This window comes from Mesorhizobium sp. USDA 4413 (genome assembly GCF_056280365.1).
In genome coordinates this window covers 6,384,731-6,407,152 of record NZ_JBVPRP010000001.1, presented here as the reverse complement: position 1 = coordinate 6,407,152, position 22,422 = coordinate 6,384,731, and the positions used below count along the sequence as shown (strand labels likewise).

20 protein-coding genes and 1 pseudogene are annotated in these 22,422 nt (G+C 64.9%); 12 read left to right on the top strand and 9 right to left on the bottom strand.

All coding sequences use genetic code 11. The features are described 5' to 3' along the window. The first annotated feature begins 220 nt into the window (after positions 1-220). The 5 genes from ACVMIM_RS31115 to ACVMIM_RS31095 all read left to right on the top strand — a co-directional run bounded on the left by ACVMIM_RS31115 (position 221) and on the right by ACVMIM_RS31095 (position 5,721). The gene (locus tag ACVMIM_RS31115; protein ID WP_476116691.1) at positions 221-1,474 is read left to right on the top strand and encodes a sarcosine oxidase subunit beta; all 1,254 of its coding nucleotides are present in this window, start codon (positions 221-223) and stop codon (positions 1,472-1,474) included. A gap of 72 nt (positions 1,475-1,546) precedes the next feature. Beyond that, positions 1,547-1,843: a sarcosine oxidase subunit delta gene (locus tag ACVMIM_RS31110; RefSeq protein WP_040997306.1), complete on the top strand. Its 297-nt coding sequence runs from the start codon at positions 1,547-1,549 to the stop codon at positions 1,841-1,843. Further along, positions 1,840-4,833: a sarcosine oxidase subunit alpha gene (locus tag ACVMIM_RS31105; protein ID WP_476116689.1), complete on the top strand. Its 2,994-nt coding sequence runs from the start codon at positions 1,840-1,842 to the stop codon at positions 4,831-4,833. Before ACVMIM_RS31110 ends, ACVMIM_RS31105 begins: the two co-directional genes overlap by 4 nt. Further along, positions 4,826-5,410, top strand: coding sequence for a sarcosine oxidase subunit gamma (locus ACVMIM_RS31100; RefSeq protein ID WP_476116687.1), 585 nt, complete (start codon positions 4,826-4,828; stop codon positions 5,408-5,410). Before ACVMIM_RS31105 ends, ACVMIM_RS31100 begins: the two co-directional genes overlap by 8 nt. Before the next feature lie 86 nt (positions 5,411-5,496). Continuing rightward, a complete protein-coding gene (locus tag ACVMIM_RS31095) occupies positions 5,497-5,721 on the top strand; it encodes a hypothetical protein (RefSeq protein ID WP_040997300.1) in 225 nt (74 codons plus the stop codon). An 86-nt stretch (positions 5,722-5,807) separates the two neighbouring features. Here the strand turns inward: ACVMIM_RS31095 and ACVMIM_RS31090 are convergent, their stop codons facing one another. The 6 genes from ACVMIM_RS31090 to ACVMIM_RS31065 form a co-directional block, all read right to left on the bottom strand. Next, positions 5,808-6,041: a DUF680 domain-containing protein gene (locus ACVMIM_RS31090; protein ID WP_476116685.1), complete on the bottom strand. Its 234-nt coding sequence runs from the start codon at positions 6,039-6,041 to the stop codon at positions 5,808-5,810. Between the two features lie 165 nt (positions 6,042-6,206). Further along, positions 6,207-6,851 (bottom strand): TetR/AcrR family transcriptional regulator, encoded by a 645-nt coding sequence (locus ACVMIM_RS31085; protein ID WP_040997296.1) that lies wholly within the window; start codon positions 6,849-6,851, stop codon positions 6,207-6,209. A 120-nt stretch (positions 6,852-6,971) separates the two neighbouring features. Beyond that, the gene (locus ACVMIM_RS31080; RefSeq protein ID WP_476116683.1) at positions 6,972-7,748 is read right to left on the bottom strand and encodes an SDR family NAD(P)-dependent oxidoreductase; all 777 of its coding nucleotides are present in this window, start codon (positions 7,746-7,748) and stop codon (positions 6,972-6,974) included. A gap of 18 nt (positions 7,749-7,766) precedes the next feature. Then, the gene (locus ACVMIM_RS31075) at positions 7,767-8,804 is read right to left on the bottom strand and encodes a phosphotransferase family protein (RefSeq protein ID WP_476116681.1); all 1,038 of its coding nucleotides are present in this window, start codon (positions 8,802-8,804) and stop codon (positions 7,767-7,769) included. After that, positions 8,801-9,286 (bottom strand): MaoC family dehydratase, encoded by a 486-nt coding sequence (locus ACVMIM_RS31070; RefSeq protein WP_476116680.1) that lies wholly within the window; start codon positions 9,284-9,286, stop codon positions 8,801-8,803. Before ACVMIM_RS31070 ends, ACVMIM_RS31075 begins: the two co-directional genes overlap by 4 nt. A gap of 86 nt (positions 9,287-9,372) precedes the next feature. Continuing rightward, positions 9,373-10,188 carry an SDR family oxidoreductase gene (locus ACVMIM_RS31065; protein WP_476116678.1) on the bottom strand — a complete coding sequence of 272 codons (816 nt, stop codon included), beginning with the start codon at positions 10,186-10,188 and terminating at the stop codon, positions 9,373-9,375. Between the two features lie 130 nt (positions 10,189-10,318). On the opposite strand from ACVMIM_RS31065, the gene ACVMIM_RS31060 reads away from it, so the two are divergent. The 6 genes and pseudogenes from ACVMIM_RS31060 (at position 10,319) to ACVMIM_RS31035 (ending at position 16,149) form a co-directional block, all read left to right on the top strand. Continuing rightward, positions 10,319-11,560, top strand: coding sequence for an acyl-CoA dehydrogenase family protein (locus ACVMIM_RS31060; protein ID WP_476116676.1), 1,242 nt, complete (start codon positions 10,319-10,321; stop codon positions 11,558-11,560). 3 nt (positions 11,561-11,563) lie between these two features. Beyond that, positions 11,564-12,602 (top strand): annotated as a pseudogene (locus ACVMIM_RS31055) (zinc-binding dehydrogenase). 197 nt (positions 12,603-12,799) lie between these two features. Further along, positions 12,800-13,966, top strand: a complete 1,167-nt coding sequence (locus ACVMIM_RS31050) for a glycosyltransferase 87 family protein (protein ID WP_476116674.1) — start codon at positions 12,800-12,802, stop codon at positions 13,964-13,966. After that, positions 13,959-14,927: a glycosyltransferase family 2 protein gene (locus tag ACVMIM_RS31045; RefSeq protein ID WP_476116672.1), complete on the top strand. Its 969-nt coding sequence runs from the start codon at positions 13,959-13,961 to the stop codon at positions 14,925-14,927. Before ACVMIM_RS31050 ends, ACVMIM_RS31045 begins: the two co-directional genes overlap by 8 nt. Then, the gene (locus tag ACVMIM_RS31040) at positions 14,924-15,745 is read left to right on the top strand and encodes a ChbG/HpnK family deacetylase (RefSeq protein WP_476116671.1); all 822 of its coding nucleotides are present in this window, start codon (positions 14,924-14,926) and stop codon (positions 15,743-15,745) included. The genes ACVMIM_RS31045 and ACVMIM_RS31040 overlap by 4 nt, the downstream gene beginning before the upstream one ends. Next, the gene (locus ACVMIM_RS31035) at positions 15,742-16,149 is read left to right on the top strand and encodes a GtrA family protein (RefSeq protein WP_476116669.1); all 408 of its coding nucleotides are present in this window, start codon (positions 15,742-15,744) and stop codon (positions 16,147-16,149) included. Before ACVMIM_RS31040 ends, ACVMIM_RS31035 begins: the two co-directional genes overlap by 4 nt. A 1-nt stretch (position 16,150) precedes the next feature. Here ACVMIM_RS31035 and ACVMIM_RS31030 read toward each other — a convergent pair whose 3' ends face one another. The 3 genes from ACVMIM_RS31030 to ACVMIM_RS31020 all read right to left on the bottom strand — a co-directional run bounded on the left by ACVMIM_RS31030 (position 16,151) and on the right by ACVMIM_RS31020 (position 21,460). Continuing rightward, positions 16,151-19,282: an efflux RND transporter permease subunit gene (locus ACVMIM_RS31030; protein WP_476116667.1), complete on the bottom strand. Its 3,132-nt coding sequence runs from the start codon at positions 19,280-19,282 to the stop codon at positions 16,151-16,153. Then, on the bottom strand, positions 19,279-20,430 hold the full coding sequence (locus ACVMIM_RS31025; protein WP_476116665.1) for an efflux RND transporter periplasmic adaptor subunit: 1,152 nt from the start codon (positions 20,428-20,430) through the stop codon (positions 19,279-19,281). The genes ACVMIM_RS31030 and ACVMIM_RS31025 overlap by 4 nt, the downstream gene beginning before the upstream one ends. A gap of 205 nt (positions 20,431-20,635) precedes the next feature. Further along, a complete protein-coding gene (locus ACVMIM_RS31020; RefSeq protein WP_476116663.1) occupies positions 20,636-21,460 on the bottom strand; it encodes a MurR/RpiR family transcriptional regulator in 825 nt (274 codons plus the stop codon). Between the two features lie 142 nt (positions 21,461-21,602). Here ACVMIM_RS31020 and ACVMIM_RS31015 point away from each other — a divergent pair, with 142 nt between their 5' ends. After that, a complete protein-coding gene (locus ACVMIM_RS31015; RefSeq protein ID WP_476116661.1) occupies positions 21,603-22,421 on the top strand; it encodes an N-formylglutamate amidohydrolase in 819 nt (272 codons plus the stop codon). Position 22,422: the final 1 nt, after the last annotated feature.

Sequence of the window (22,422 nt, the reverse complement as noted above, 5' to 3'; positions counted from 1 at the left end):
CCGGCTTGCGGCGGATGGATGTCTGGGTCGCAAATCGGCATGGATGCAGCCACCCGAAAGCTGCCTTGCTATCGTCGCGCAGGCATTGCGCGGCACTGGCGCAAAACGGCAAGCGCCGTCGCAAACAGCGTAAGGATGACATCGCGGTTTCGCTAGTGATACACCTCGCGTGACGGGAGAGGCCCGAACGACATCCGCGATTTTTGGCGCGAGGCTTAACGTGAAGAAATACTCGGTATTCGCCATTGCCCGCGAGGCGATGCGCGGCCACAAGGGCTGGGAGGAGCAGTGGACCTCGCCCGAGCCGAAGAAGGAATATGACGTCATCATCATCGGGGCCGGCGGACACGGCCTGGCGACCGCCTACTATCTGGCGAGCGAGCACGGCATCACCAACATCGCGGTTCTGGAAAAGGGCTGGCTCGGTGGCGGCAATACCGGCCGCAACACCACCATCATCCGCTCCAACTATCTCTATGACGAGAGCGCCGGCATCTACGACCATGCGCTGAAGCTGTGGGACGGACTTTCCCAGGAGCTCAACTACAACGTCATGTATTCGGCGCGCGGCGTTATGATGCTCGCGCACAATGTGCATGACGTTCAGGTGTTCAAACGCCACATCCATGCCAACCGCCTAAACGGCATCGACAATGAATGGCTGACGCCGGAAGAGGCGAAGGCATTCTGCCCGCCACTCAACATCTCCAGGGAGGCGCGCTACCCGGTGATGGGCGCCGCCCTGCAGCGGCGCGGCGGCACGGCGCGCCACGACGCGGTCGCCTGGGGCTATGCGCGCGGCGCGTCGGCGCGCGGCGTCCACATCATCCAGAACTGCGAGGTCACCGGCATCAAGCGCGCGGCCAATGGTGCCGTCGCCGGAGTCGAGACGACGCGCGGCTTCATCGGCGCCAGGAAGGTCGGCGTGGTCGCGGCTGGCCATTCCTCCGTCATCATGAACATGGCCGGCGTGCGCATGCCGCTCGAAAGCTATCCGCTGCAGGCGCTGGTGTCGGAGCCGATCAAGCCGGTCGTGCCCTGCGTGGTGATGTCGAACACCGTGCATGCCTATATCTCGCAGTCGGACAAGGGCGAGCTGGTCATCGGCGCCGGCACCGACCAGTATGTCTCCTATTCGCAGACCGGCGGCCTGCACATATTGCAGCACACGCTTGACGCCATCTGCGAGATGTTCCCGATCTTCACCCGCATGAAGATGCTGCGCTCCTGGGGCGGCATCGTCGACGTGACGCCCGACCGCTCGCCGATCCTGGCTAAGACGCCGGTCAAGGGCCTCTACGTCAATTGCGGCTGGGGCACGGGCGGCTTCAAGGCGACGCCCGGCTCGGGCAATGTCTTCGCGCACACGATCGCGAAGGACGAGCCGCACCCGATCAACGCGCCCTTCACGCTGGAGCGCTTCCGCACCGGACGGCTCATCGACGAAGCGGCGGCGGCGGCGGTGGCGCATTGATGATGGCTCAGCCGCTTTGCTTCCACCCGGCCGGCGCGTGCGCCGGTCACGGCAAGTTTTAGGATTACCCAGATGCTTCTCATCCGCTGCCCCTATTGCGAGGAAGAGCGCCCGGAACTCGAGTTCCGCAATGCCGGCGAGGCGCATATCGCGCGCCCGACCAATATTGCGGCCGAGAGCGACGACGATTTCGAGAAATTCTTCTTCATCCGTGCGAACCCCAAAGGCGTCATCTATGAGCGCTGGCGGCACATCCATGGCTGCGCGCGCTTCTTCAACGCCGTGCGCGACACCGTCACCGACAAGTTCGTCATGACCTACAAGGCCGGCGAGCCGAAGCCCGCGAAGCTGCCTGGAGCCTCGAAATGAACGCCGCGTTCCGCATTTCCGGCGCCGGTCGCCTCAGCCAGGCGAAGACCGCCTCCTTCAGCTTCGACGACAAGCCATATGTCGGCATCGAGGGCGACACGCTGGCCTCGGCGCTGCTCGCGAACGGCGTGCATCTGGTCGGCCGCTCGTTCAAATATCACCGGCCGCGCGGCTTCCTTTCGGCCGGTGCGGAAGAGCCGAACGCGCTGGTGCAGATCGTGCGCGACGACGCGCGCAAGACGCCGAATGTGCGCGCCACCGTGCAGGAGCTCTATGACGGGCTGACGGCCAATTCGCAGAACCGCTGGCCCTCGCTTGCCTTCGACGTCGGCGCCGTCAACGACCTTGCCTCGCCGATGTTCTCTGCCGGTTTCTACTACAAGACCTTCATGTGGCCGAAATGGGCCTGGAAGGATCTCTATGAGCCGAAGATCCGCGCTACCGCAGGCCTCGGCGTTTCCCCCGAAAAGCCGGACCCGGACCATTATGCTTCGCGCTACGCGCATTGCGAGGTGCTGGTGCTGGGCGGCGGCGCCGCCGGCATTGCCGCTGCCCTTGCCGCGGCCGAAACCGGCGTGCGGGTGATCCTCGCGGACGAGCAGGCCGAATTCGGCGGCAGCCTGCGCTTCGAGAGCGGCGCCAGGATCGACGGACAGGACGGCTATGCCTGGGCGCAAGCGGCGATCGCCAAGCTCAAGGGGATGGACAATGTGCGCGTGCTCTCCCGTACCACGGCCTTCGGCTACTACGCGCAGAACTTCGTCGGCCTGGTCGAACGGGTCAGCGACCATCTCAAGAACCCGGGCCATGAGCTCGCGCGCGAGCGCCTGTGGCAGGTTCGCGCCAATCGCGTCGTGATCGCCACCGGCGCCATCGAGCGGCACATGGTGTTTGCCAACAACGATCGTCCGGGCGTGATGCTCGCCTCGGCGGCGCGCACCTATCTCAACCATTATGGCGTGGCGGTCGGCAGGAATGTCGGCGTCTACACGGCCAACGACTCGGCTTACGCGGCGGCGATCGATCTCAAGAAGGCCGGCGTCAACATTGCGGCCATTGTCGACCTGCGCGACAACCCGTCGGGAGCGGTAATCGACGAGGCGAGGGGCCTCGGCATCGAGATCAATTTCGGCCGCGCCGTTGTCAGCGCCGGCGGCAAATTGCGCGTGTCGTCGATGACCGTGCAGCCAAAGAACGGTGGCGGCCAGCGCACCATCCCCGTCGACGCGATCCTGATGTCGGCCGGCTGGACGCCGTCGGTGCATCTCTTCTCGCAGTCGCGCGGCAAGGTCGCCTTCAACGAGGAGACCAAGCGCTTCGTGCCGGGCACCTATGCGCAGGACTGCGTCTCGGTCGGCGCCTGCAACGGCACGGACGGGCTGGATGCGACGATCGACGAGGCCTATGCCGCCGGCGCCAAGGCGGCGAAGGAGGCCGGCGGCAAGATTGGCAAGGGCAGCAAGCCGAAGGTCGATGCCGGCGAGATCTGGTCGCGCGGCATGCTGGGCGCCGCGCCCGGCGCCGGGCCGGGCACGACGGTCAAGGCCTTCGTCGATTTCCAGAACGATGTTACCGCCAAGGACATCCGCCAGGCGGTGCATGAAGGCATGCACTCGATCGAGCATGTCAAGCGCTTCACCACCAACGGCATGGCGACCGATCAGGGCAAGACGTCGAACATGCATGGCCTGGCGATCGCCGCCGAGGAACTCGGCAAGCCGATCCCGCAGGTCGGCCTCACGACCTTCCGCGCGCCCTATACGCCCGTGACCTTCGGCTCGATCGTCGGCCACGCGCGCGGCGCACTTTTCGACCCTACGCGGCGGACGGCCATCCATCCGTGGGCGGCACGCCAGGGCGCGGTGTTCGAGGACGTCGGCAACTGGAAGCGCGCCTGGTATTTCCCCAAGGCCGGCGAAGACATGCATGCCGCCGTCAACCGCGAATGCGTGACGGTGCGCAAGGTCGGCGGCCTGTTCGACGCCTCGACGCTCGGCAAGATCGAAGTGGTCGGACCGGACGCGGCGAAGTTCATGGAGCTGCTCTACACCAATCCGTGGGAGAAGCTTGAAACCGGCCGCTGCCGCTACGGTATCATGCTGCGCGAGGATGGCTTCATCTATGACGACGGCGTCGTCGGCCGGCTGGCGCCGGACCGCTTCCACGTGACGACGACGACCGGCGGCGCGCCGCGCGTCATGAACCACATGGAGGATTACCTCCAGACCGAGTTCCCGCATCTCAATGTCTGGCTGACATCGATCACCGAGCAATGGGCGGTGATCGCGGTGCAGGGGCCGAAGTCGCGGGACATCATCGCGCCGCTGGTCGAAGGCATCGACATGTCGGACGAGGCGATGCCGCATATGTCGGTGCGCGAGGGCAAGATCTGCGGCGTGCCGACAAGGCTGTTCCGCATGTCCTTCACCGGCGAGCGCGGCTTCGAGGTCAATGTGCCGGCCGATTATGGCGAGGCGGTCTGGGAAGCACTGTGGGCTGAAGGCCAGAAGCATGGCGCGACCGCCTACGGCACCGAGACGATGCACGTGCTGCGCGCCGAAAAGGGCTATATCATCGTCGGCCAGGATACGGACGGCACGGTGACGCCGAACGATGCCGGGCTCGACTGGGCGGTCGGCAAGAAGAAGACCGACTTCGTCGGCATTCGCGGCCTGACCCGGCCGGACCTTGTGGCCAAGGGCCGCAAGCAGCTCGTCGGCCTGAAGACCAAGGATCCGAAGGTGGTGCTGGAAGAAGGCGCGCAGATCGTCGCCGATCCGAAGCAACCGATCCCGATGAAGATGATCGGCCATGTCACCTCCAGCTACTGGTCGGAGAATTGCGGCCGTTCGATCGCGCTGGCGCTGGTCGCCGGCGGCCGCGACCGCATGGGTGAGACGCTCTATGTGCCGATGCCGAACGGCACGATCGAGGTGGAAGTCACCGGCATGGTGTTCGTCGACGAGAAGGGAGAACGCCTCAATGGCTAAGGCCGCCGCCAAGACAAAAGCCGCTGCTGCTTCTGCCTCCGTCGAGCGGCGCCCTGCGCTTGCCGGCCGCGCGCTGTCGGCGCCGGGCGTGAAGGTGGAGATGCTGCCGCCGGCCGAGCGCATCTCGCTGCGCGCGCCGGAGGCTTCGCTCGCCGCGCTCTCCAAGGCGCTCGGCCTCACGCTGCTGACAAAACCTAAGACCTCGGCGACGAAGGACGGGCGCACGGCGCTGTGGCTCGGGCCGGACGAATGGATGATCATCGACGAGGCCGGCAACGATCCGCTCGCCGACTGCGCCAAGGTGACGGCGCTGCATTCGGCGGTCGGCATCTCGCATCGCAATGTCGGGATTTCCGTTGTCGGGCCCGCAGCCGCGGTGACGGTCAATTCGGGCTGTCCGCAGGACCTGTCGCTCGAGGCGTTCCCGGTGGGTGCTGCCTCGCGCACCATTCTCGGCAAATCCGAGATCGTGCTGTTGCGCATCGCGGCCGACGCGTTCCGCGTGGAATGCTGGCGTTCCTTTTCGGACTATGTCTTTACTCTGCTGTCGGAAGCGGCAGGCGACGCGGCGAACTGATCTCCACACTGCGCTGTCGGAAAGCAGCGCGGCAGGAACCATCGCCGACCTCTGGCCGTTTCCGCAGCTCGTGAGGGAGATTGCCGATGCCGTCCAAACCCGCGCCGAAGTCACCCAAGAAGACAGCGGCAGTCCGTTCGCTGGAGAACGAAAGGCATCGCGAGGTCGAGGAAGAGGAACTTGAGGAAGGCCTCGAGGACACGTTTCCGGCCAGCGATCCGGTATCGATTACCAGCACGTCCATCCCCGGAGGACCGGCAAAGCCTGGCAAGGCCAAGGCCGTGCCTGGAATGAAGTCGCGCAAGAAGTAGCGCCGTCGCAGCAGGCAATCGGACTTCAGGCAAACGAAAAAGGGCGGCCAAGTGCCGCCCGTTTTCGTTAATTCTGCCGATGGTGCTTACAGGCCCGGCACGAACCACGGGCTGACGTCGATGCCGAGGCGCGGGCTCTTGGCCTGGGTCTTGCTGGCGTCCGCCTTTTCGACCGAGCCGGTCGCGGTGCAATCAAGAACCACATTGGTGTTGGTCTGGGCGCAGGCTGCCGGAGCATGCTTGGCCGGCTGGTGCGTACCCGCAAAAGCCGCCCCGGAAAAAGCCAGCACGGCGGCGAGGGCGAGGGTCGTCTTTTTCATCTTCCATCTCCAGTTCGTACATGTACGATGCAACGTACACATACGGTTAACGGAAGATGAATTCAAGAGGGAATTTGTACGCGTACGACAACTTTTCTCGAACGTAGGAATTCGTCAGCGCGAATCCAAGCGATCGGCATCGCGGAAAAGCCGGCGCAAGCCCGGTTAGCAGTTGACGGGTGTTTCGGTGAGCGGGGGGATATCCTGCGCCGACAATGAGGCCAGCATGAAGTCGCACATCCGCTTCACATAGGCCTGGGGGTCACCGAAAGGATAGAAGGGGAAGGTGATCAGCAGCGAGATCGTGCCGTGGCCGACGGTCCACAGCATGGTGGCGATGGCGCGGGGATCGCCCTTGAGCTTGCCGGCGGCCACACAGGCCTCGACCCGGCTTATCAGCGCCTTCATCGCCGGATTGCCCTCTTCCATGTCCTCGTAGCTGCGGCCCTCTGGCAGCCGGGTCTTCTCGGTCATGAAGACGGTGCGGTACTCATTGGGATTACCGAGCCCGAAGGCGGCGTATTCGGTCATTACCGCCCGCAGCGCCTCGATCGGATCGTCCGCGGGGTGCTCCTCGATGCGTCGCGCCAGCGTTTCGAAGGCGTCTTCGGCCAGCGCGAACAGAATGTCCTGCTTGTCGGCGAAGTAGGAATAGACCGACATGGGCGCATAGCCGACGCGCTTGGCGAGCTTGCGGATAGTCAGGCCCTCATAGCCCTCTTCCTGCACCAGCTTGTGAGCCGCCGCGACGAGTTCGGAGCGAAGCTCCGCCTTCTGTTTTTCGCGGCGTTTCTGAACGCTCAGCGTCAATGTCCGCTGCCTTTGGTGTTGGTTGCCTGGTGAAAAGTATATACGCTGTACGGAAACGGACAAGGGAGCCTTCCGGTTCCCTTGCGTGCACTCTAACTCTTTGTTTTAACACAATCCGGCTCAGATCGCGCCAATGCCGCCATCGAGCGCCAGCGTATGGCCGGTCATGAAGGAGTTGCCGGGGTCGGCAAGGAACAGGATGCCGGTGATGATCTCGTCGACCTCGCCGACACGCTTCATCGGCACGCCGCGCGCGAGTTCGGCAAGGGCTTCGGCTTCCGGCGCGCCTGTAAAACGCACGAAACCCTCGACCATCGCCGTGCGGGTGTGGGCAGGGCAGACCGCGTTAATGCGGATCCCCTTGCTGGCATATTCCACGGCGGCCGAGCGTGTCAGGCCGACGACGCCGTGCTTGGCGGCGGCATAGACCGACAGCTTCGGCGCGCCGGAGAGGCCGGCGACCGAGGCGATGTTGACGATAACGCCACCCTTGCCGCTCTGCTTGAACTGGCGTTCCAACTGAGGGATCTGGTGCTTCATGGCGTAGAAGACGCCGAGGAGATCGACCTCAACCACGCGGCGCGCCTCCTCCGAGGTCACCTGCGGCAGGCGCACGAAGGAGTGGACGATGCCGGCATTGTTGACGGCGATGTCGAGCCGGCCGAACTTCTGCACGGCAAGCTTCACCAGATCCCCGGAGAGGTTTTCGTCGGCGATGTTGCCGGCAAGGTGAACCGTCTCGGCATCGAGCGTCGCGGCGAAACTGCCGAGCGCAGCCTCATCGAGATCGGAGAGCACCAGCCGCGCCCCTTCGGCGGCGAAGGCCTTTGCCGCCCCGCTGCCGAGACCGCCGGTCGCGCCAGTGATCAGCACCGTCATCCCATCGAACCGGCCCATCGCTTAACTCTCCCGTTTTCAGCTGTTCTCGTCGATCAGTTCGACCGCAAGCGCGGCAAGCAGCTTCACTGCCTCGCCATAGGTCTTTGCCTTTTCCGGATTGGACGCATTGCCGTCCAGCGCGCGGCGGTAGACGCCCTGGCAGATCGCCGCCAGCCGGAAGAAGGCAAAGGCCAGGAAGAAGGTCCAGTTGTCGATCCCCTCGATCCCGCGCCTGCGGCAGTAAGCGGCGACATAGGCTTCCTCGGAAGGCAGGCCGGCAGCCACGCGATCGACACCGCCAAGGCCGCGAAAACCCGAGGCATGCGGCAGACGCCACTGCATGCACTGGTAGGCGAGATCGGCGAAGGGGTGGCCGAGCGTCGACAGTTCCCAGTCGAGCACCGCGATGACCTTCGGAACGTCCGGCGCGAACATCACGTTGTCCAGCCGGTAATCGCCATGGACAAGCGAGACGCGGCCGTCATCTGCCGGCATATGCGTTTCGAGCCAAGCAATCAGCCTGTCGATATCGGTGATGGTTTCGGTTTCGGAGGCGCGGTACTGGCCGGTCCAGCGCGCGAGCTGGCGTTCGAAATAGCTGCCGGGCTTGCCGAAATCGCCAAGGCCGACGGCGTCGATATCGATGTCGTGCATGGCCGCAAGCGTCGCGTTCATCGCGTCGTAGATCGCGGCGCGCTCTTCATTGCCGGAAACGTCCGGCAGCGACGGATCCCAGAAGATGCGGCCGTCGAGATATTCCATGACATAGAACATGCGGCCGATCGGGGAGTCTTCGCCCGACAGATGCAGCATGCGCGGCACCGGCACCGCCGTGCCGGCGAGAGCCTGCATCACCCGGAATTCCCGATCGACCTGGTGCGCGGATTTCAGCAATTGCCCCGGCGGTTTGGCGCGCAGCACATAGCGGCCGTTGGCGGCGGTCAAAAGATACGTCGGATTGGACTGGCCGGACTTGAATTTTTCAATCGCGGAAAGGCCGGCGAAGCCCGGAATATGCGCCTTGAGATAGGGCGCAAGCGCCGCCTGGTCTATGGCGCCGGCCTCGCCGCTCATGCGTTCTCGGGCTGGCGCTCGATCAGTGTCAAGGTCAGCCAGCGCGCCGTCAGCGCCGGCTTCTTCGAACCTTCGATCTCGATGGTCACGTCATGCGCCGTCTGCACCCAGCCGGAGGGCCGCACCTTGACGTCCGCGAGCACGAAGCGGGTGCGGATGCGCGAACCCGTCTTCACCGGCGCCAGGAAACGCAGTGTGTCGAAGCCGTGGTTGACGCCCATCTTGGTGTTTTCCAGCGGCGGCATGGTCTCGAAGGTCATTGCCGACAAAAGCGACAGCGACAGGAAGCCATGCGCGATGGTGCCGCCGAACGGCGTCTCGCGCTTGGCGCGCTCCGGATCGCAGTGGATGAACTGGTGGTCGTCGGTCGCGTCGGCGAACTGGTCGATCATGCGCTGCGTGACCGTTCGCCAGGGCGAGACGCCGACCTCCTTGCCGACGCTTGCCAGAAGCGTATCGAGACTGATCGGTTCCACGCTCATGTCCTCCGCACCCCCGCCCGGATAACGTTTCCTCGAACCGGGCGCCTTATTCCTTGAACCCCGCCCGATTCCCTGAATCGGGCGACTTACTCCTTGAACAATGTCATTCCATGCTGCACCGACTGGCCGCCGTCGATCGGCAGGATGGCGCCGGTGACATAGCTTCCGGCACGGCTGCACAAATAAAGCGTTGCGCCGGCAATGTCATCCGCCACGCCGATGCGGCCGAGCGGAACATGGTTACCAACATGTTTCGCCTGCTCCTCCGTCGCGGTGGCAAAGGCCGTCATGCGGCTCTGGAAAGGACCGGGCGCAAAGGCGTTGACGGTGATGCGGCGGGCGGCGAACTCGATCGCCAGCGTGCGCGTCAAATGATGCACCGCCGCTTTCGACGCCGCGTAGGAATAGGCATCGTCGGCCAGCGGCTGGGTGCCCATCACCGAGCCGAGATTGATCACGCGGGCCGGGTCCTCGTCGCTCGCCGCGGCGTCGAGCAGGGGCAAAAGCTCCCGCGTCAGGTGGAAGACGGCGGTAACGTTGACGCCGAACACCTTGGCCCAGGCGTGATAAGGGAAATCCTGCAGCGGCGCGCCCCAGGAAATGCCGGCATTGTTGACCAGGATATGCAGGCGCTCCGTGCGCGCCCTGACCTCGGCGACGAGTGCGGCGATGCCCGCTTCACTGGACACGTCGCCGGCAAACCCCTCGGCATGGCCGGAGCCGCCAAGCGCGTTCAATTCGTTGGCGACTTTCGCGCAATCCTCGCCCTTGCGCGAGGCGATCATCACATGGGCGCCGGCGCGCACCAGTCCGGTTGCTACCATGCGGCCGATGCCGGTCGCCGCGCCAGTCACCAGCGCTGTCTTGCCGGCGACCGAGAACAGCTTGTCCAGATAGCTCATCATGTTTCTCCGCATCCTGCCGGCCGGGGATTTGCCCAAGGACTCGCCCAAGGACTCGCGTTGACAAGGCTAGCCGAAGTACGGTCATCCTTGCCACGGGTAAAGATTTATCTTCGGAAAGGCGGAAGCGATGGCGGACATGAATCTCGGCATGACCGATCGGCTGAAGCCGATCCACCAGCGCGTGGCGGCGATGGTGCGCGACGAGATCGCGCCGCTCGGCGAAGAGTTCCTCGCCGAAGTCGGCAAGGAGGGCGACCGCTGGGCCTATACGGCCAGGCAGACGGAAATCCTGGAGGGCCTGAAGAAGACGGCGCGCGAGCGCGGGTTGTGGAACTTCTGGCTCACCGGTTCCGAGCGCGGCTACGGCCTTTCCACCGTCGAATACGCCTATCTGGCGGAGGAGATGGGCAAGGCGCATCTCGGCGCCGAGACTTTCAACTGCTCGGCGCCAGACACCGGCAACATGGAAGTGCTGGAGCGTTATGGATCGGAAGCGCACAAGCGCGACTGGCTGGAGCCGCTGCTCGAGGGGAAAATCCGTTCGGCCTATCTGATGACAGAGCCGGACGTGGCGTCTTCTGACGCCACCAACATTTCGATGCGCTGCGAGCGGCGGGGCGACGACTACGTGCTGAACGGCGAGAAATGGTGGGCCTCCGGAGCGGGCGATCCACGCTGCGCCATCTATATCGTCATGGTCAGGACCGGATCGAACGAGGAGCCGCAGCATCGCCGGCATTCGATGATCCTGGTGCCCTCCGACAGCAAGGGCATCACCAAATTGCGGCCCATGCAGGTCTATGGCGACGACGACGCGCCGCACGGGCATATGCATCTGAGATTCGACAATGTCCGGGTGCCGGTGGCGAATTTGATCCTCGGCGAGGGCAGGGGATTCGAGATCGCGCAAGGGCGGCTCGGGCCTGGCCGCATTCATCACTGCATGCGCGCCATCGGCCAGGCCGAGATGGCGCTGGAGATGCTGTGCCAGCGCTCGGTACGGCGCGAGGCCTTCGGCCAGTCGCTGGCAAAGCTCGGCGCCAATTTCGACATCATCGCCGAATGCCGCATGGAGATCGAGATGGCGCGGCTGCTCTGCCTCAAGGCTGCGTGGATGATCGATCAGGGAGACCCACGAGCGGCCGCGCCCTGGATCAGCCAGATCAAGGTGGTAGCGCCTCGCGTCGCGCTCAAGGTCACCGACGAGGCGGTGCAGATGTTCGGTGCGCAAGGCATCAGCCAGGACACGCCGCTCGCCCGTTCCTGGACACACTTGAGGACATTGCGGCTGGCCGACGGGCCGGATGCCGTGCACCGGCGCCAGGTGGCGCGCATGGAACTGAAGAAGTACACGCAGGAAAAGGTCTGACGCATGACGCTTCCATCGCAAATGCGGGGCCTGCTGCTTGTCGGCGACGGTTACACCAGGACGCCTTCGGCGGCCGCGCTCGAAGCGATGGAGCCTTACCTCCAGCCCGGCATCATAGCCGTGCCGGCGCCGGGGCCGACACAGGCGCTGATCAAGGTCAGCCTCGCCTCGATCAACCCGGCCGACATCGCCTTCATCAAGGGCCAGTACGGCCAGCCGCGGGTCAAGGGCCGGCCGGCCGGTTTCGAGGGCGTCGGCATCGTCGTGGCCACGGGCGACGACCCGTACGCAAAAAGCCTTGCGGGCAAGCGCGTCGCCTTCGCCACCGGCGTGTCGAACTGGGGCGCCTGGGCGGATTATGCCGTCGCCGAGGCAGCGTCCTGCATCCCGCTCATCGATACGGTGCGCGACGAGGACGGCGCGGCGATGATCGTCAATCCGCTGACGGCCCTGGCCATGTTCGACATCGTCAGGGAGGAGGGCGAAAAGGCCTTCATCCTGACGGCCGGCGCCAGCCAGCTCTGCAAGCTGATCATCGGGCTGGCGAAGGAGGAAGGTTTCCGGCCGATCGTCACGGTGCGCCGCGACGAGCAGATCACGCTTTTGAAAGGAGCTCGGCGCCGCCCATGTGCTCAACGAGAAGGCGGCGGATTTCGAGGCGGCGTTGCGCGAGGCAATGAAAACCGAGCAGCCGCGCATCTTCCTCGATGCGGTCACCGGCCCGCTGGCTTCCGCCATCTTCAACGCCATGCCGAAACGCGCGCGCTGGATCGTCTATGGCCGGCTCGACGCCGATCCGACGGTGATCCGCGAGCCCGGCCACTTGATCTTCCAGCACAAGCGCGTCGAGGGCTTCTGGCTGACTGAATGGATGCGGCAGTTCCGCGACAGGCTAGGCCCGGCGGTGCTGGAAGTGCAGAAGCGCTTTTCCGACGGACGCTGGTCGACCGACGTCACGGCGGTTGTGCCGATGGACGAGGCGATGGTGCGGCTGCCGGCCGAGCTCGCCAAGCGCAACGGAAAGGTATTCATCAGGCCGTAAGCAGCCGGGGGCCGATTTGAACACAAAGCCGTGATCGAGCAGAGAGCGGCGGAAAAACGCCGCTGTTTCGCCTTCCGTTGCCCCCGTCGGTAACAGTCCCGCTCGGATGTTCTATTTCATTTCGATGTGATATCTGGCCGGCGCTTGAGGCCAGGCGGCGATGGGAAGGCCGTCCTGGTCAGAACGCGGGGAGCGCTATGACGGTAACCAAGCCGGTTTTCGACCGTTTGGGGTTTTGGCTTTGGGTCGGGTCGTTTCTGATCGTGCTTGGCCTGGCGCTGTGGTCACCCGATGCGCGTTCGGTGGTCCATATCTATAGACATGGCAGTGAAGCCTTTCTCGGCGGAGAACCGCTGTATCAGGTCAAAGTCGCCATGGGTTATCTATACGCTCCCGCCTTCGCCGTTCTCTATGTTCCCCTGCTGAAGCTCGGGCCGCATCTGGGGGATATCTTGTGGCACATGCTGGGCTTCAGCGTCCTGACCTTTGCCGCGATACGCCAGGCGCGCAAGCTTGGCGGCGAGGAGCAGATATGGCTGCTGTCGTTCGGTCTCTTCCTCGCCTTGCCGGTGTCGCTGGCGGCGCTTCGCAACGGCCAGGCGACGATCCTGCTCACCGGAGCATGCTGGTTCCTCACGCTATCGACACTCGAGGGGCGCCGGGCCGAAAGCTTCTTCTGGGCCACGCTTGCGGTCATCGCCAAGCCGACTGCGATCATCATGCTGCTGCTGGCGGGAGCGCTGCGTCCCAGGCTGATACCCGTGCTGGCGCTGGCGGTCCTTGTCGTGCTCGCCATTCCCTACGGCTTTGCGTCCACGAGCTATATCAACGCCCAGGACCTCGATTTCTTCCGGCTGCTGACCTCGATGACGGTCGACCCAACCGGCCCCTTCGTCCCGGCCGACTTCACAGCGCCTTTCACGCGATTTGGCGTCCCGATTTCGGAGTTTGACGCGACGATCGTGCGCGTCGTCGCGGGTTTGCTTACACTTTGGCTGGTGCTCCAGTTCGATCGCAGGCTGGACGCCAACATTGGCGGGCTCGCCATCTTCCTCGTCGCGGCATTCTACATGTGCGTCTTCAATCCGCGGGTCGAGCAGAACACTTATGCCATGGTGGCGGTGCCCGCCGGTCTCGCCATCGCCTTGCTTTGGCGGGAGAAGGGGGGCGGGGCCGTGTGCTGGTCCTTGGCAACGCTCCTCTTCGTGACCGGACTAACCAGTGTCGATCTGCGACTGCATGATTTTTTCCATCTGTGGTTCCGGCCGATCACCATCAGCATAATCGCCTGCGTGCTCATCGGCTGGTTCTGGACGCAAGACGGGCGGAAGGTACATGCCGCCGGAGCCGTCGTGCATGGCTGAGACGCTCGACATCATCGCGCCGTTCTTCAACGAGGCCGAATCCGCCATTGCGTTTGTCGGGCTGCTCGACAGGCTGGAAGCGGCCGTGGCGGAGCGCTTCGGCATGACGGTACGCAAGATACTCGTCGACGACGGCAGTCGCGACGGCAGCGCCGAGACGTTCGCGGCCGCGCTCTCCGGCTCCTGGGAAATCGTGCGGCTGAGCCGCAATTTCGGCAAGGAAGCGGCTGTGCTCGCCGGCCTCGATCATTCCCGCGGCGACATGGTCCTGATCATGGATTCCGATCTCCAGCACTCCATGGACATCAGCCTGAAGATGATCGGGGAGCTGGTCGAGGATCCGCAGATCGACGTCGTCTACGCGCAGAACGACCGCCGCGAGGGGAGCTGGCGGCGCAGCCAGCTGGCGCGGCTGTTCTACAAGCTGATCAACAGCAGCCAGCGTTTCGATATCCCCGAGAATGCCGGAGACTTCCGCGTCATGCGCGGCGCCGTGGCGCGCGCCTTGACCAGCGTGCGCGACAAGCGGCGTTTCAACAAGGGCCTGTTCGCCTGGGCCGGGTTCCGCCAGAAGGCGGTGCTTTACTCGCCGGAAAACCGTGCCGGCGGCACGTCGAAATGGACCAGGTTCAACCTGATCGCGTTCTCGCTTGAAGGGTTCACCTCGTTTTCCGTGATCCCGCTGCGCGTCATCAGCCTCATCGGATTGCTGGCGGCATTCGCCGGCCTCGCCTATGGCGTGAAGGTGCTCTTCGAGGTGCTGTTCTACGGTATCGCCGTGCCTGGCTACCCCAGCATCATGGTCGCCATCGTGCTTTTGGGCGGCCTCAACCTGGCGCTGCTCGGCCTGATCGGCGAGTATGTCTGGGTGACGCTCAGCGAAAGCAAGGACCGGCCCGTCTACATCGTGCGCGACGTCTTGCATGGCAGTGCCGCCGAGCAGGTTGCTGCCGACAGATGACCAGGTCGATCCGCCTGATCGCCGACGATTATGGACTGGCGCCGGGGGTCTCGAGCGCGATTCTCGACCTCATCGAGCGCGGCCGCCTGACTGGCACCAGTTGCATGACCGGCTTTCCCGAATGGGAAGAAGCGGCGGCGCGCATCAGGCCGTTCCGTCAGCGGGCGGCCGTTGGGCTACACCTGACCCTTACCGACCAGATCGCCGTGACCGGTTCGTCCAGCCTGGCGCCGGAAGGCAAGTTGCCCGGGCTCGCCTCCCTTGCGCTTCCGGTGCGGCGCGGGCGTATCGACGAGCGGGACATTCATGCAGAGCTCGACGCCCAGTACGACCGTTTCACCGAAGCGCTGGCTAGCCCGCCCGACCACATCGACGGACACCAGCATGTGCATTTTCTTCCCGCGGTACGAAATTGGCTGCTCGCGCGGTTTGGGGCAAATGCGCAAAAGCCGGCGCTGCGCGGCGCGCCTGGGCTTCCCGGCCTGGACGCGGCGGCGGCCAAGATCGCGGCGATCGCCGCCCTGGCCACCGGCTTCAACAGAGCGATGCAACGGGCTGGCTTCAGCGTCATGACGCCACTTTCCGGCATCTATGACTGGCGGCAGCCGGAGAAGTTCGCCTCGACGCTGCGCGCTGCGGTCGACACCTTGTCCGAACAAGGTTTGTTCATGTGTCATCCGGGCCGTGTCGATGACATTTTGCGGGCACGGGACCCGATGCAGGGCACGCGTGAGGTCGAGTTCACGGTTCTGAGGTCTGAGGATTTCGGCGCCAGCCTCGAACGGGCCGGAGTGCGCGTCATGGACGGCAAGGCATGAGCGCCGGCCAGCCGCAGCGTTCGACCGGCAACAAGATCTTCCGTTTCGCCCTGGTCGGGCTGGTCAACACCGGCATCGACCTCAGCGCATTCTTCCTGCTGCTCAAGCTCGCGGCGTCGGCTTTGGCCGCCAATGTCGGCGCCTGGTTCGTAGCCGTGCTCTTCTCCTTCTTGGCGAACCGCTTCTGGTCATTCGAGCGGGACCCCGACATCCTGGTGCACCATTCCTTCCTGCGCTTCGTCTCGCTGGGCGCGCTGATTTCGCTTGGCGTTTCGAGCCTCTCGATCGCGGCCCTGGCAGGGGCCGTCGGGGTCTGGCCGGCAAAGATCATCGGCGTCGTGGTGGCGGCCGTGCTGAACTTCCTGGCGGCGCGCTGGTCGATCGAGGGCCGGCTCGTGAAATAGCCTACTCGGCGGGCTCCAGGTCGACATAGGCCGCTTCCTCGAGTTCGCGTTTCAACCGGGCTTCCTCATGCGCCTTCGGCGTGACGAAGCGGCCAAGCAAGAGATAAGCGACCGGGGTCAGGAACAGGGTCGAGACGGTGGCCAATCCAAGGCCGCCGACGATGACCCAGCCCAGCGCCACGCGGGCTTCCGCGCCGGCGCCGGCGGCCAGCACCAGCGGCACGCCGCCGAGCACGGTACAGATCATGGTCATCATCACCGGGCGCAGGCGAATGGTGGCCGCCTCTTCGATCGCCTCCCGCACGCTTGCTCCACGGTCGCGCAACTGATTGGCGAACTCAACGATGAGGATGCCGTTCTTGGCCATGACGCCGACCAGCAGCACCAGGCCGATCTGGCTGTAGGCATTGAGGCTGGTGCCCGACAAGAGCAGCGCGAAGATGGCGCAGGCGAGCCCGAGCGGCACCGTCGCCATGATGATGACGGCGCTGACGAAGCTTTCGAACTGCGCCGCCAGCACCAGCAGGATGATGACCAGCGCGAAGCTGAAGACGGCGACCATGGCGTTGTTGCTCTCGCCGAGCGTGGCGGCCTCGGCGAGCGGCAGGATGCGCGCGCCGGGCGGCAGCAGAGGCGTCGCGATTTCCTCGGCGCGGGTCAGCGCTTCGCCGAGCGCAAAGCCGCTGCCGAGATTGGCGGTGATCGCGACCGAGGCCTGCTGCTGCTCGCGCGTCAGCGACGGCGGCACGGCGCGCTCGGTCAATGTGGCGATGGTCGACATCGGCACGAAGCGACCATCGGAAGTCTTCAGGAAGATGTTTTCCAGATCGGTCGGATCGTTGATCGGATTGGTGGTCGAGACCAGCTTCACGCCGTGGCTGCGGTCGGCGATGTAGACATCGACGACATCGTTGCCGTCGAGCATGGCCTGCAGCGTGTCGGCGAGCCCGGTGATGTCGATGCCGAGATCGGAGGCGCGTTCGCGGTCGATGGCCACGGCAAGCTGCGGCTGGGTGGGGTCGACGGAAAGCCGCGGCGTCTGGAAGCGCGGATCCTGGCGCATCTCGTCGACGATCTTCACCGCCGCTTCGCTCAACGCCTTGCGGTCGTTACCGACCAGCGCGAATTGCAGGCCGTTGCCGGCGCCGCGGATGCCAAGGCTGTTCGGCTGCACCGGGAAGACACGCACGCTGGGCACCTGCCTGGTCAGGCGGCTGATGTCGGCCATGATCTCCTGCTGGCTGCGGCTGCGCTCGTCCCAGGGCGCCAGCGTCATTACCATGAAGCCCGAATTGTAGGAACCGTTGTTGCCGGCGTTCTCGAAGGTCGAGCGGATCTCGCCGGAATCGCGCAGCGGCTGGATCAGCCGCTCGATCTTGCGCATCTGCTCGGTTGTGTAGTCGAGGCTGACGCCTTGCGGCGCGTTGATGCGCAACAGCACCATGGCGCGGTCCTCCGTCGGCGTCAGTTCCTGGCGGATGCTGCCGAACAGCGTGAAGGCGGTGCCGGCGAAGATCAGCGCCACCAGCACCACGATCCAGGGCGCGTCGAGGCAAAGATGCAGACAATGCGTGTAGAGCCGATGCAATCCCCCGCCGATGCGCGCGCCTATGCCGCTCCCGCCTTCATGGTGAAGCGATGCGCTGGTCAGCATGCGCGAGGCGAGCATCGGACAGAGCGTCAGCGCGACCACGCAGGAGAGCAGCACCGACATCGCCAGCACAAAACCGAATTCGCGGAACAGGCCGCCGGTCTGTCCGGGCAGGAAGGAGATCGGCACGAAGACGGCGACAAGCGTCAGCGTGGTGGCGACGACGGCGAAGAAAACTTCCTGGGTGCCCAGCACCGCGGCGGCGCGAGGGCCCATGCCTTCGTTGCGGCGACGCACGATGTTTTCCAGCACGACGATGGCGTCATCGACGACGAGGCCGGTCGCGAGCACCAGCGCCAGGAGCGTCAGGATATTGACGGAAAAGCCGGCGAGATAGATCGCCGCGATGGTGCCGATCATGGCGACGGGCATCGACAGGCCCGGGATCAGCGTCGCCCGCCAGTCGAGCAGGAAGGCATAGATGACGATCAGCACGATGGAGACCGACAGCGCCAGCGCGATCTCGACCTCGTGCACGGCGCCGTTGACGAAGACGGCGTCGTCGCTGGTGACCTTGATCGCCATGCCTTGCGGGAGGTTCTGCTGGAGCTTCTCGACCGCGGCCCTGACGCCGGTCGAGATATCCAGCGTGTTCGATTCCGCCTGGCGGATGATGCCGAGGCCAATGCCGGTCTTGCCGTCGGAGCGCAGCGAGGTCTGGCCGATATCGGGACCGAGCGTCACGGTGGCGACATCGCGGATGCGCGTCGCGCCGCCGATGACGATGTTCTCGAACTCCTCCGGCGTGGTCACGTCGGCGGTCGTGCGCACGATCAGGTCCTGGTTGGTCGTGGTGATCGAGCCGGCCGGCGAATCGAAGGCGACCGAGGCGAGCGCCTTGCGCAGATCCGCCACGGTGAAGCCGTGGCTCGCGAGCTTGTTCTGGTCGACGTCGATGCGGAATATCTTGTCGCGGTCGCCATAGACTTGGACGTCGGCGACGCCGGGCACAGCGGCGAGCTCGTCCTCGATGCGGTCCTGCACCAGCACCGTCATGTCCTGCACCGACATGGTGTCGGAGGTGACCGCCAGCCGCATCACCGCGTCGGAATTGGCATCGGCCTTGACGATGCGCGGCGCGTCGGCGGTGTCGGGCAACTGGTTGGTGATCCGGCTGACGGCGTCGCGCACGTCGGAGGCCGCGACATTGAGGTCGACGCCGTCGTTGAACTCGATTGTGACGCGGCTCTGGCCGAAGGACGAGGTCGACGACATCGACTTGACGCCCGAGACGCGCGCGACGGCGCCCTCGATCGTGTCGGTCAGCTCGCGGTCGACGGTTTCGGCGGCCGCGCCCTCGAAGGTGGTGTTGACGGTGATGACGGGACGGTCGACATCCGGCAACTCGCGGACCTCGACGCCCCAGAAAGCGGCAAGGCCCGCAACCGCGATCAGAGTGTTCAGCACGAAGGCCATGACCGGCCGGCGGATGAAGAGCGCGGTCAGGCCCGATCCCGCGGCCGGGTCACCGGCGGCGCTCATGAGCCTTCGGCCTCGCTGGCGAGATCCTCGCCGGCGATGCGGACGTCGCCGCCTTCGCTGACGCTCTGCGTGCCTTCGGTCACCACCATGTCGCCGCTTAACACGGGAGCATCGATCAGCACCGTCTCGGTGTTGCGCTGGATGATGCGCACCGGAACGCGCTTGGCCTTGCCGTGTTCGACGGCCCAGATATAGGCGCCGTTAGTGCCCCACTGGATGGCCAAGGGGCTGACCGCAGGATAGGTGTCGCCGGGGAAGCGCATGCCGATCTGGAAGGACATGCCGGCGCGCAGCGAATCGGCGGGGTTGGCGATCGTTGCCTTGACCAGCAGCGTGCGGCTGTTCTCGTCGATGTGGTTGTCGATGGCCGAGACGGTGCCGGTATAGACCTGGTTGGGATTGGCCAAAGGCGTGGCCGACAGTTGGGCGCCGACCTTGACTGCGGCCGCGAAGCGTTCCGGCACCCAGAAATCGACCAGAATGCTGGAGCGATCATCGAGCGTGGCGATCGCCGACTGGCTGGTGACGTAATTGCCGGCGGCGATCGGCAGGATGCCGACCGTGCCTCCGATCGGCGCCACGATCGAGCGGCGCTCGAGCGCGAGCTCGGCGTCGCGCAATGCCAGCCTGGCGTTGGCGAGCGTCACCTGGGCATCGGCGACGGCCACCGGCGTGGCCGCATTGGAAGCCCTGAGCGACTTCACCCGGTCGAGCTTGGACTGCGCATCCTCGACCGCCACCTGCGCGCGGTCGCGCGCGATCGCTTCCACGTCGGAATCGAGCTTGGCGATCACGTTGCCCTTCTCGACATGCGTGCCGGACTGGACCAGCAGCTCGGTAAGGCGGCCGGACGAATATGGGGTGACCGTGACAGTTGCGTTGGCGCGGCCGGTGCCGATCGCCTGCAGCCTGTCATTGATGGTGGCGGTGCCGGCCGGCGAAGCGACGATGGTGACGATCTGGCCGGCGCGGCTGCGTCCAGGCTGGCCGGCGGCGGCGCTCTCCGCAGCGGGAGGCGTCGCGGCGATGGCCCAGTCCAGTCCCCAACGCGCCAGTATCTGCGGCGCGCCGGGATAAAAGCGTGCCCAGGCCGCCACGGCGGCAACCAGAATCACGAGCGCTGCAACAATCTGTTTCCAGCTCGACATCAACACTCCAGCGGCAGGACTCGTCTGCCGGATTCCAACGGAAGCAGGCACATCGACGACACGGGCTGGGGGCGAAAACCGGCCACCCTACACCTGATATCAGCGGTTTATGGCAATTATCACGCAAACGTGCACATTAAATCTCGGTAACGTGAAGTCCGGACGCGTTTGGGACGCTTGCGTTCTGCCGCATTTTGCGAAGCGCCTAGCGCAAGCTCTCCAGGTCGCGGATGCGTTTGGCGCCGGCTGCTTCCAACTGCCTGGTCACGGCGCCGATCAGCGTTTCGGCGACCACGAACAGAGCGGCGGACGAATCCCAGGCCGAAGGCACGGCGGTGCGCCCAGCGATCACATGGCGGGCGAAACGGGCGATCGGCGAAAGCCACTGGTCGGTGAACAGCACGATCTGCACGCCGCGCTGGTGCGCCTTCTCGGCAAAGCGCACCAGGCTCTCCTGGTAGCGGCGGATGTCGAAGATCACCAGCACGTCGCGCTTGCCCATGTCGATCAGGCGGTCGCGCCAGATGCTCTCCTGGCCGGCGAGATGATAGACATCCGGCTGGATGATGGCGAGATGGGCGGCCATATAGCGCGCCAGCGGATCGGTGAAACGGCCGCCGATGAGGAAGGTCTTGCCGCGCCTTTCGGCAAGCCGCGTGGCGATGTCGGCGAGCTGCTTGTCGGTGAGGTGGCGGAACGTCTCGCGCATATTGTCGAGCGTCGCCTCGAGCATCGGCGAGACGGCGCCGCCGGCCGAGCCTGGATTGAGCGTGCGCGAAGCCGGCGACTGCAACTGCGCCGCCAACTCATCCTGCAGCGCCGACTGAAATTCGGGGTAGTTCTGGAAGCCGAGCCTGGCGACGAAGCGCAGGATCGTGGGCGAGGACACGCCAGCCGCGGCCGAGAATTCGGCGACCGTCTTCAGTCCAGTCAAGGGATAGTTCGCAATCAGGGTCTGGGCAGCACGGCGCTCGCCGGCCGGCATTGCGCCGATGCGGTCCGAGATCAGTTCGGCAATACTGGAAATCATGTTTTCCCCCGCCCGTTGACCCGCCGCCGCCGTTTTCCGGAATTCGCGTTTGACAAAGCCGGCCAAACTGTATGAAATCATTCACAGGGACGCAATGAGACAAAATACGTAACATAAGATACAGCGTTCCGCAGGGGACGATATGGAGAAAGCTCGGCCTGCTAGCCTTGCACCGTCTGAGACCGTAAGGGTGACCAACCCCGACGGATCCAGCCCGTTCGTTTTCACCTGCGATCACGCTTCCAATTTCCTCCCCGCCGAATTCGGAACGCTTGGCCTGCCGGCCGACGCGCTTTCGCGCCATATCGCCTGGGACCCGGGTGCGCTTCCCGTTGCCGGCCGCATGGCCGAGGCGCTCGACGCGACCTTGATCGAGACCCGCGTGTCGCGGCTCGTCATCGATTGCAACCGGCCGCTCGACGCTCCGGACCTCGTTCCGCCGATCAGCGAGACGACAGCCATTCCCGGAAATTCGGGCCTGTCCGATAAGCAGCGCGCCGCCCGCATCGACCTTGCCTGGCGCCCCTTTCACGACACGATCGCTCAGATCGTCGAGCGGCGGCTGGCGCGTGGCCAGGAGACGCGTCTGGTGTCGGTGCATTCCTTCACGCCGGTCTACAAGGGTAGGAGCCGGCCATGGCATATCGGCATCATCCATGATGACGACCGCCGCCTGGCGGCGCCGCTGATATCGGCGCTGCAGCGGCTTGCCGGCGTCACCGTCGGCATCAATGAACCCTATTCGCCGGCCGACCGCGTCTATTTCACGCTGGAACGGCACGCGCGCTCGCGCGGCCTTGCCTGCGCGATGATCGAAATCCGCAACGACGAAATCGCCGGCGAGGCCGGGCAGCGGAAATGGGCGGATCTGCTCACAGGCATATTTTCGAATCTGGAGCCCGAGGAGGCCAGGGGCTCCCGACAAAGCGCAATGGGAAAGTCAGTACAATCGGCCAGCTAAG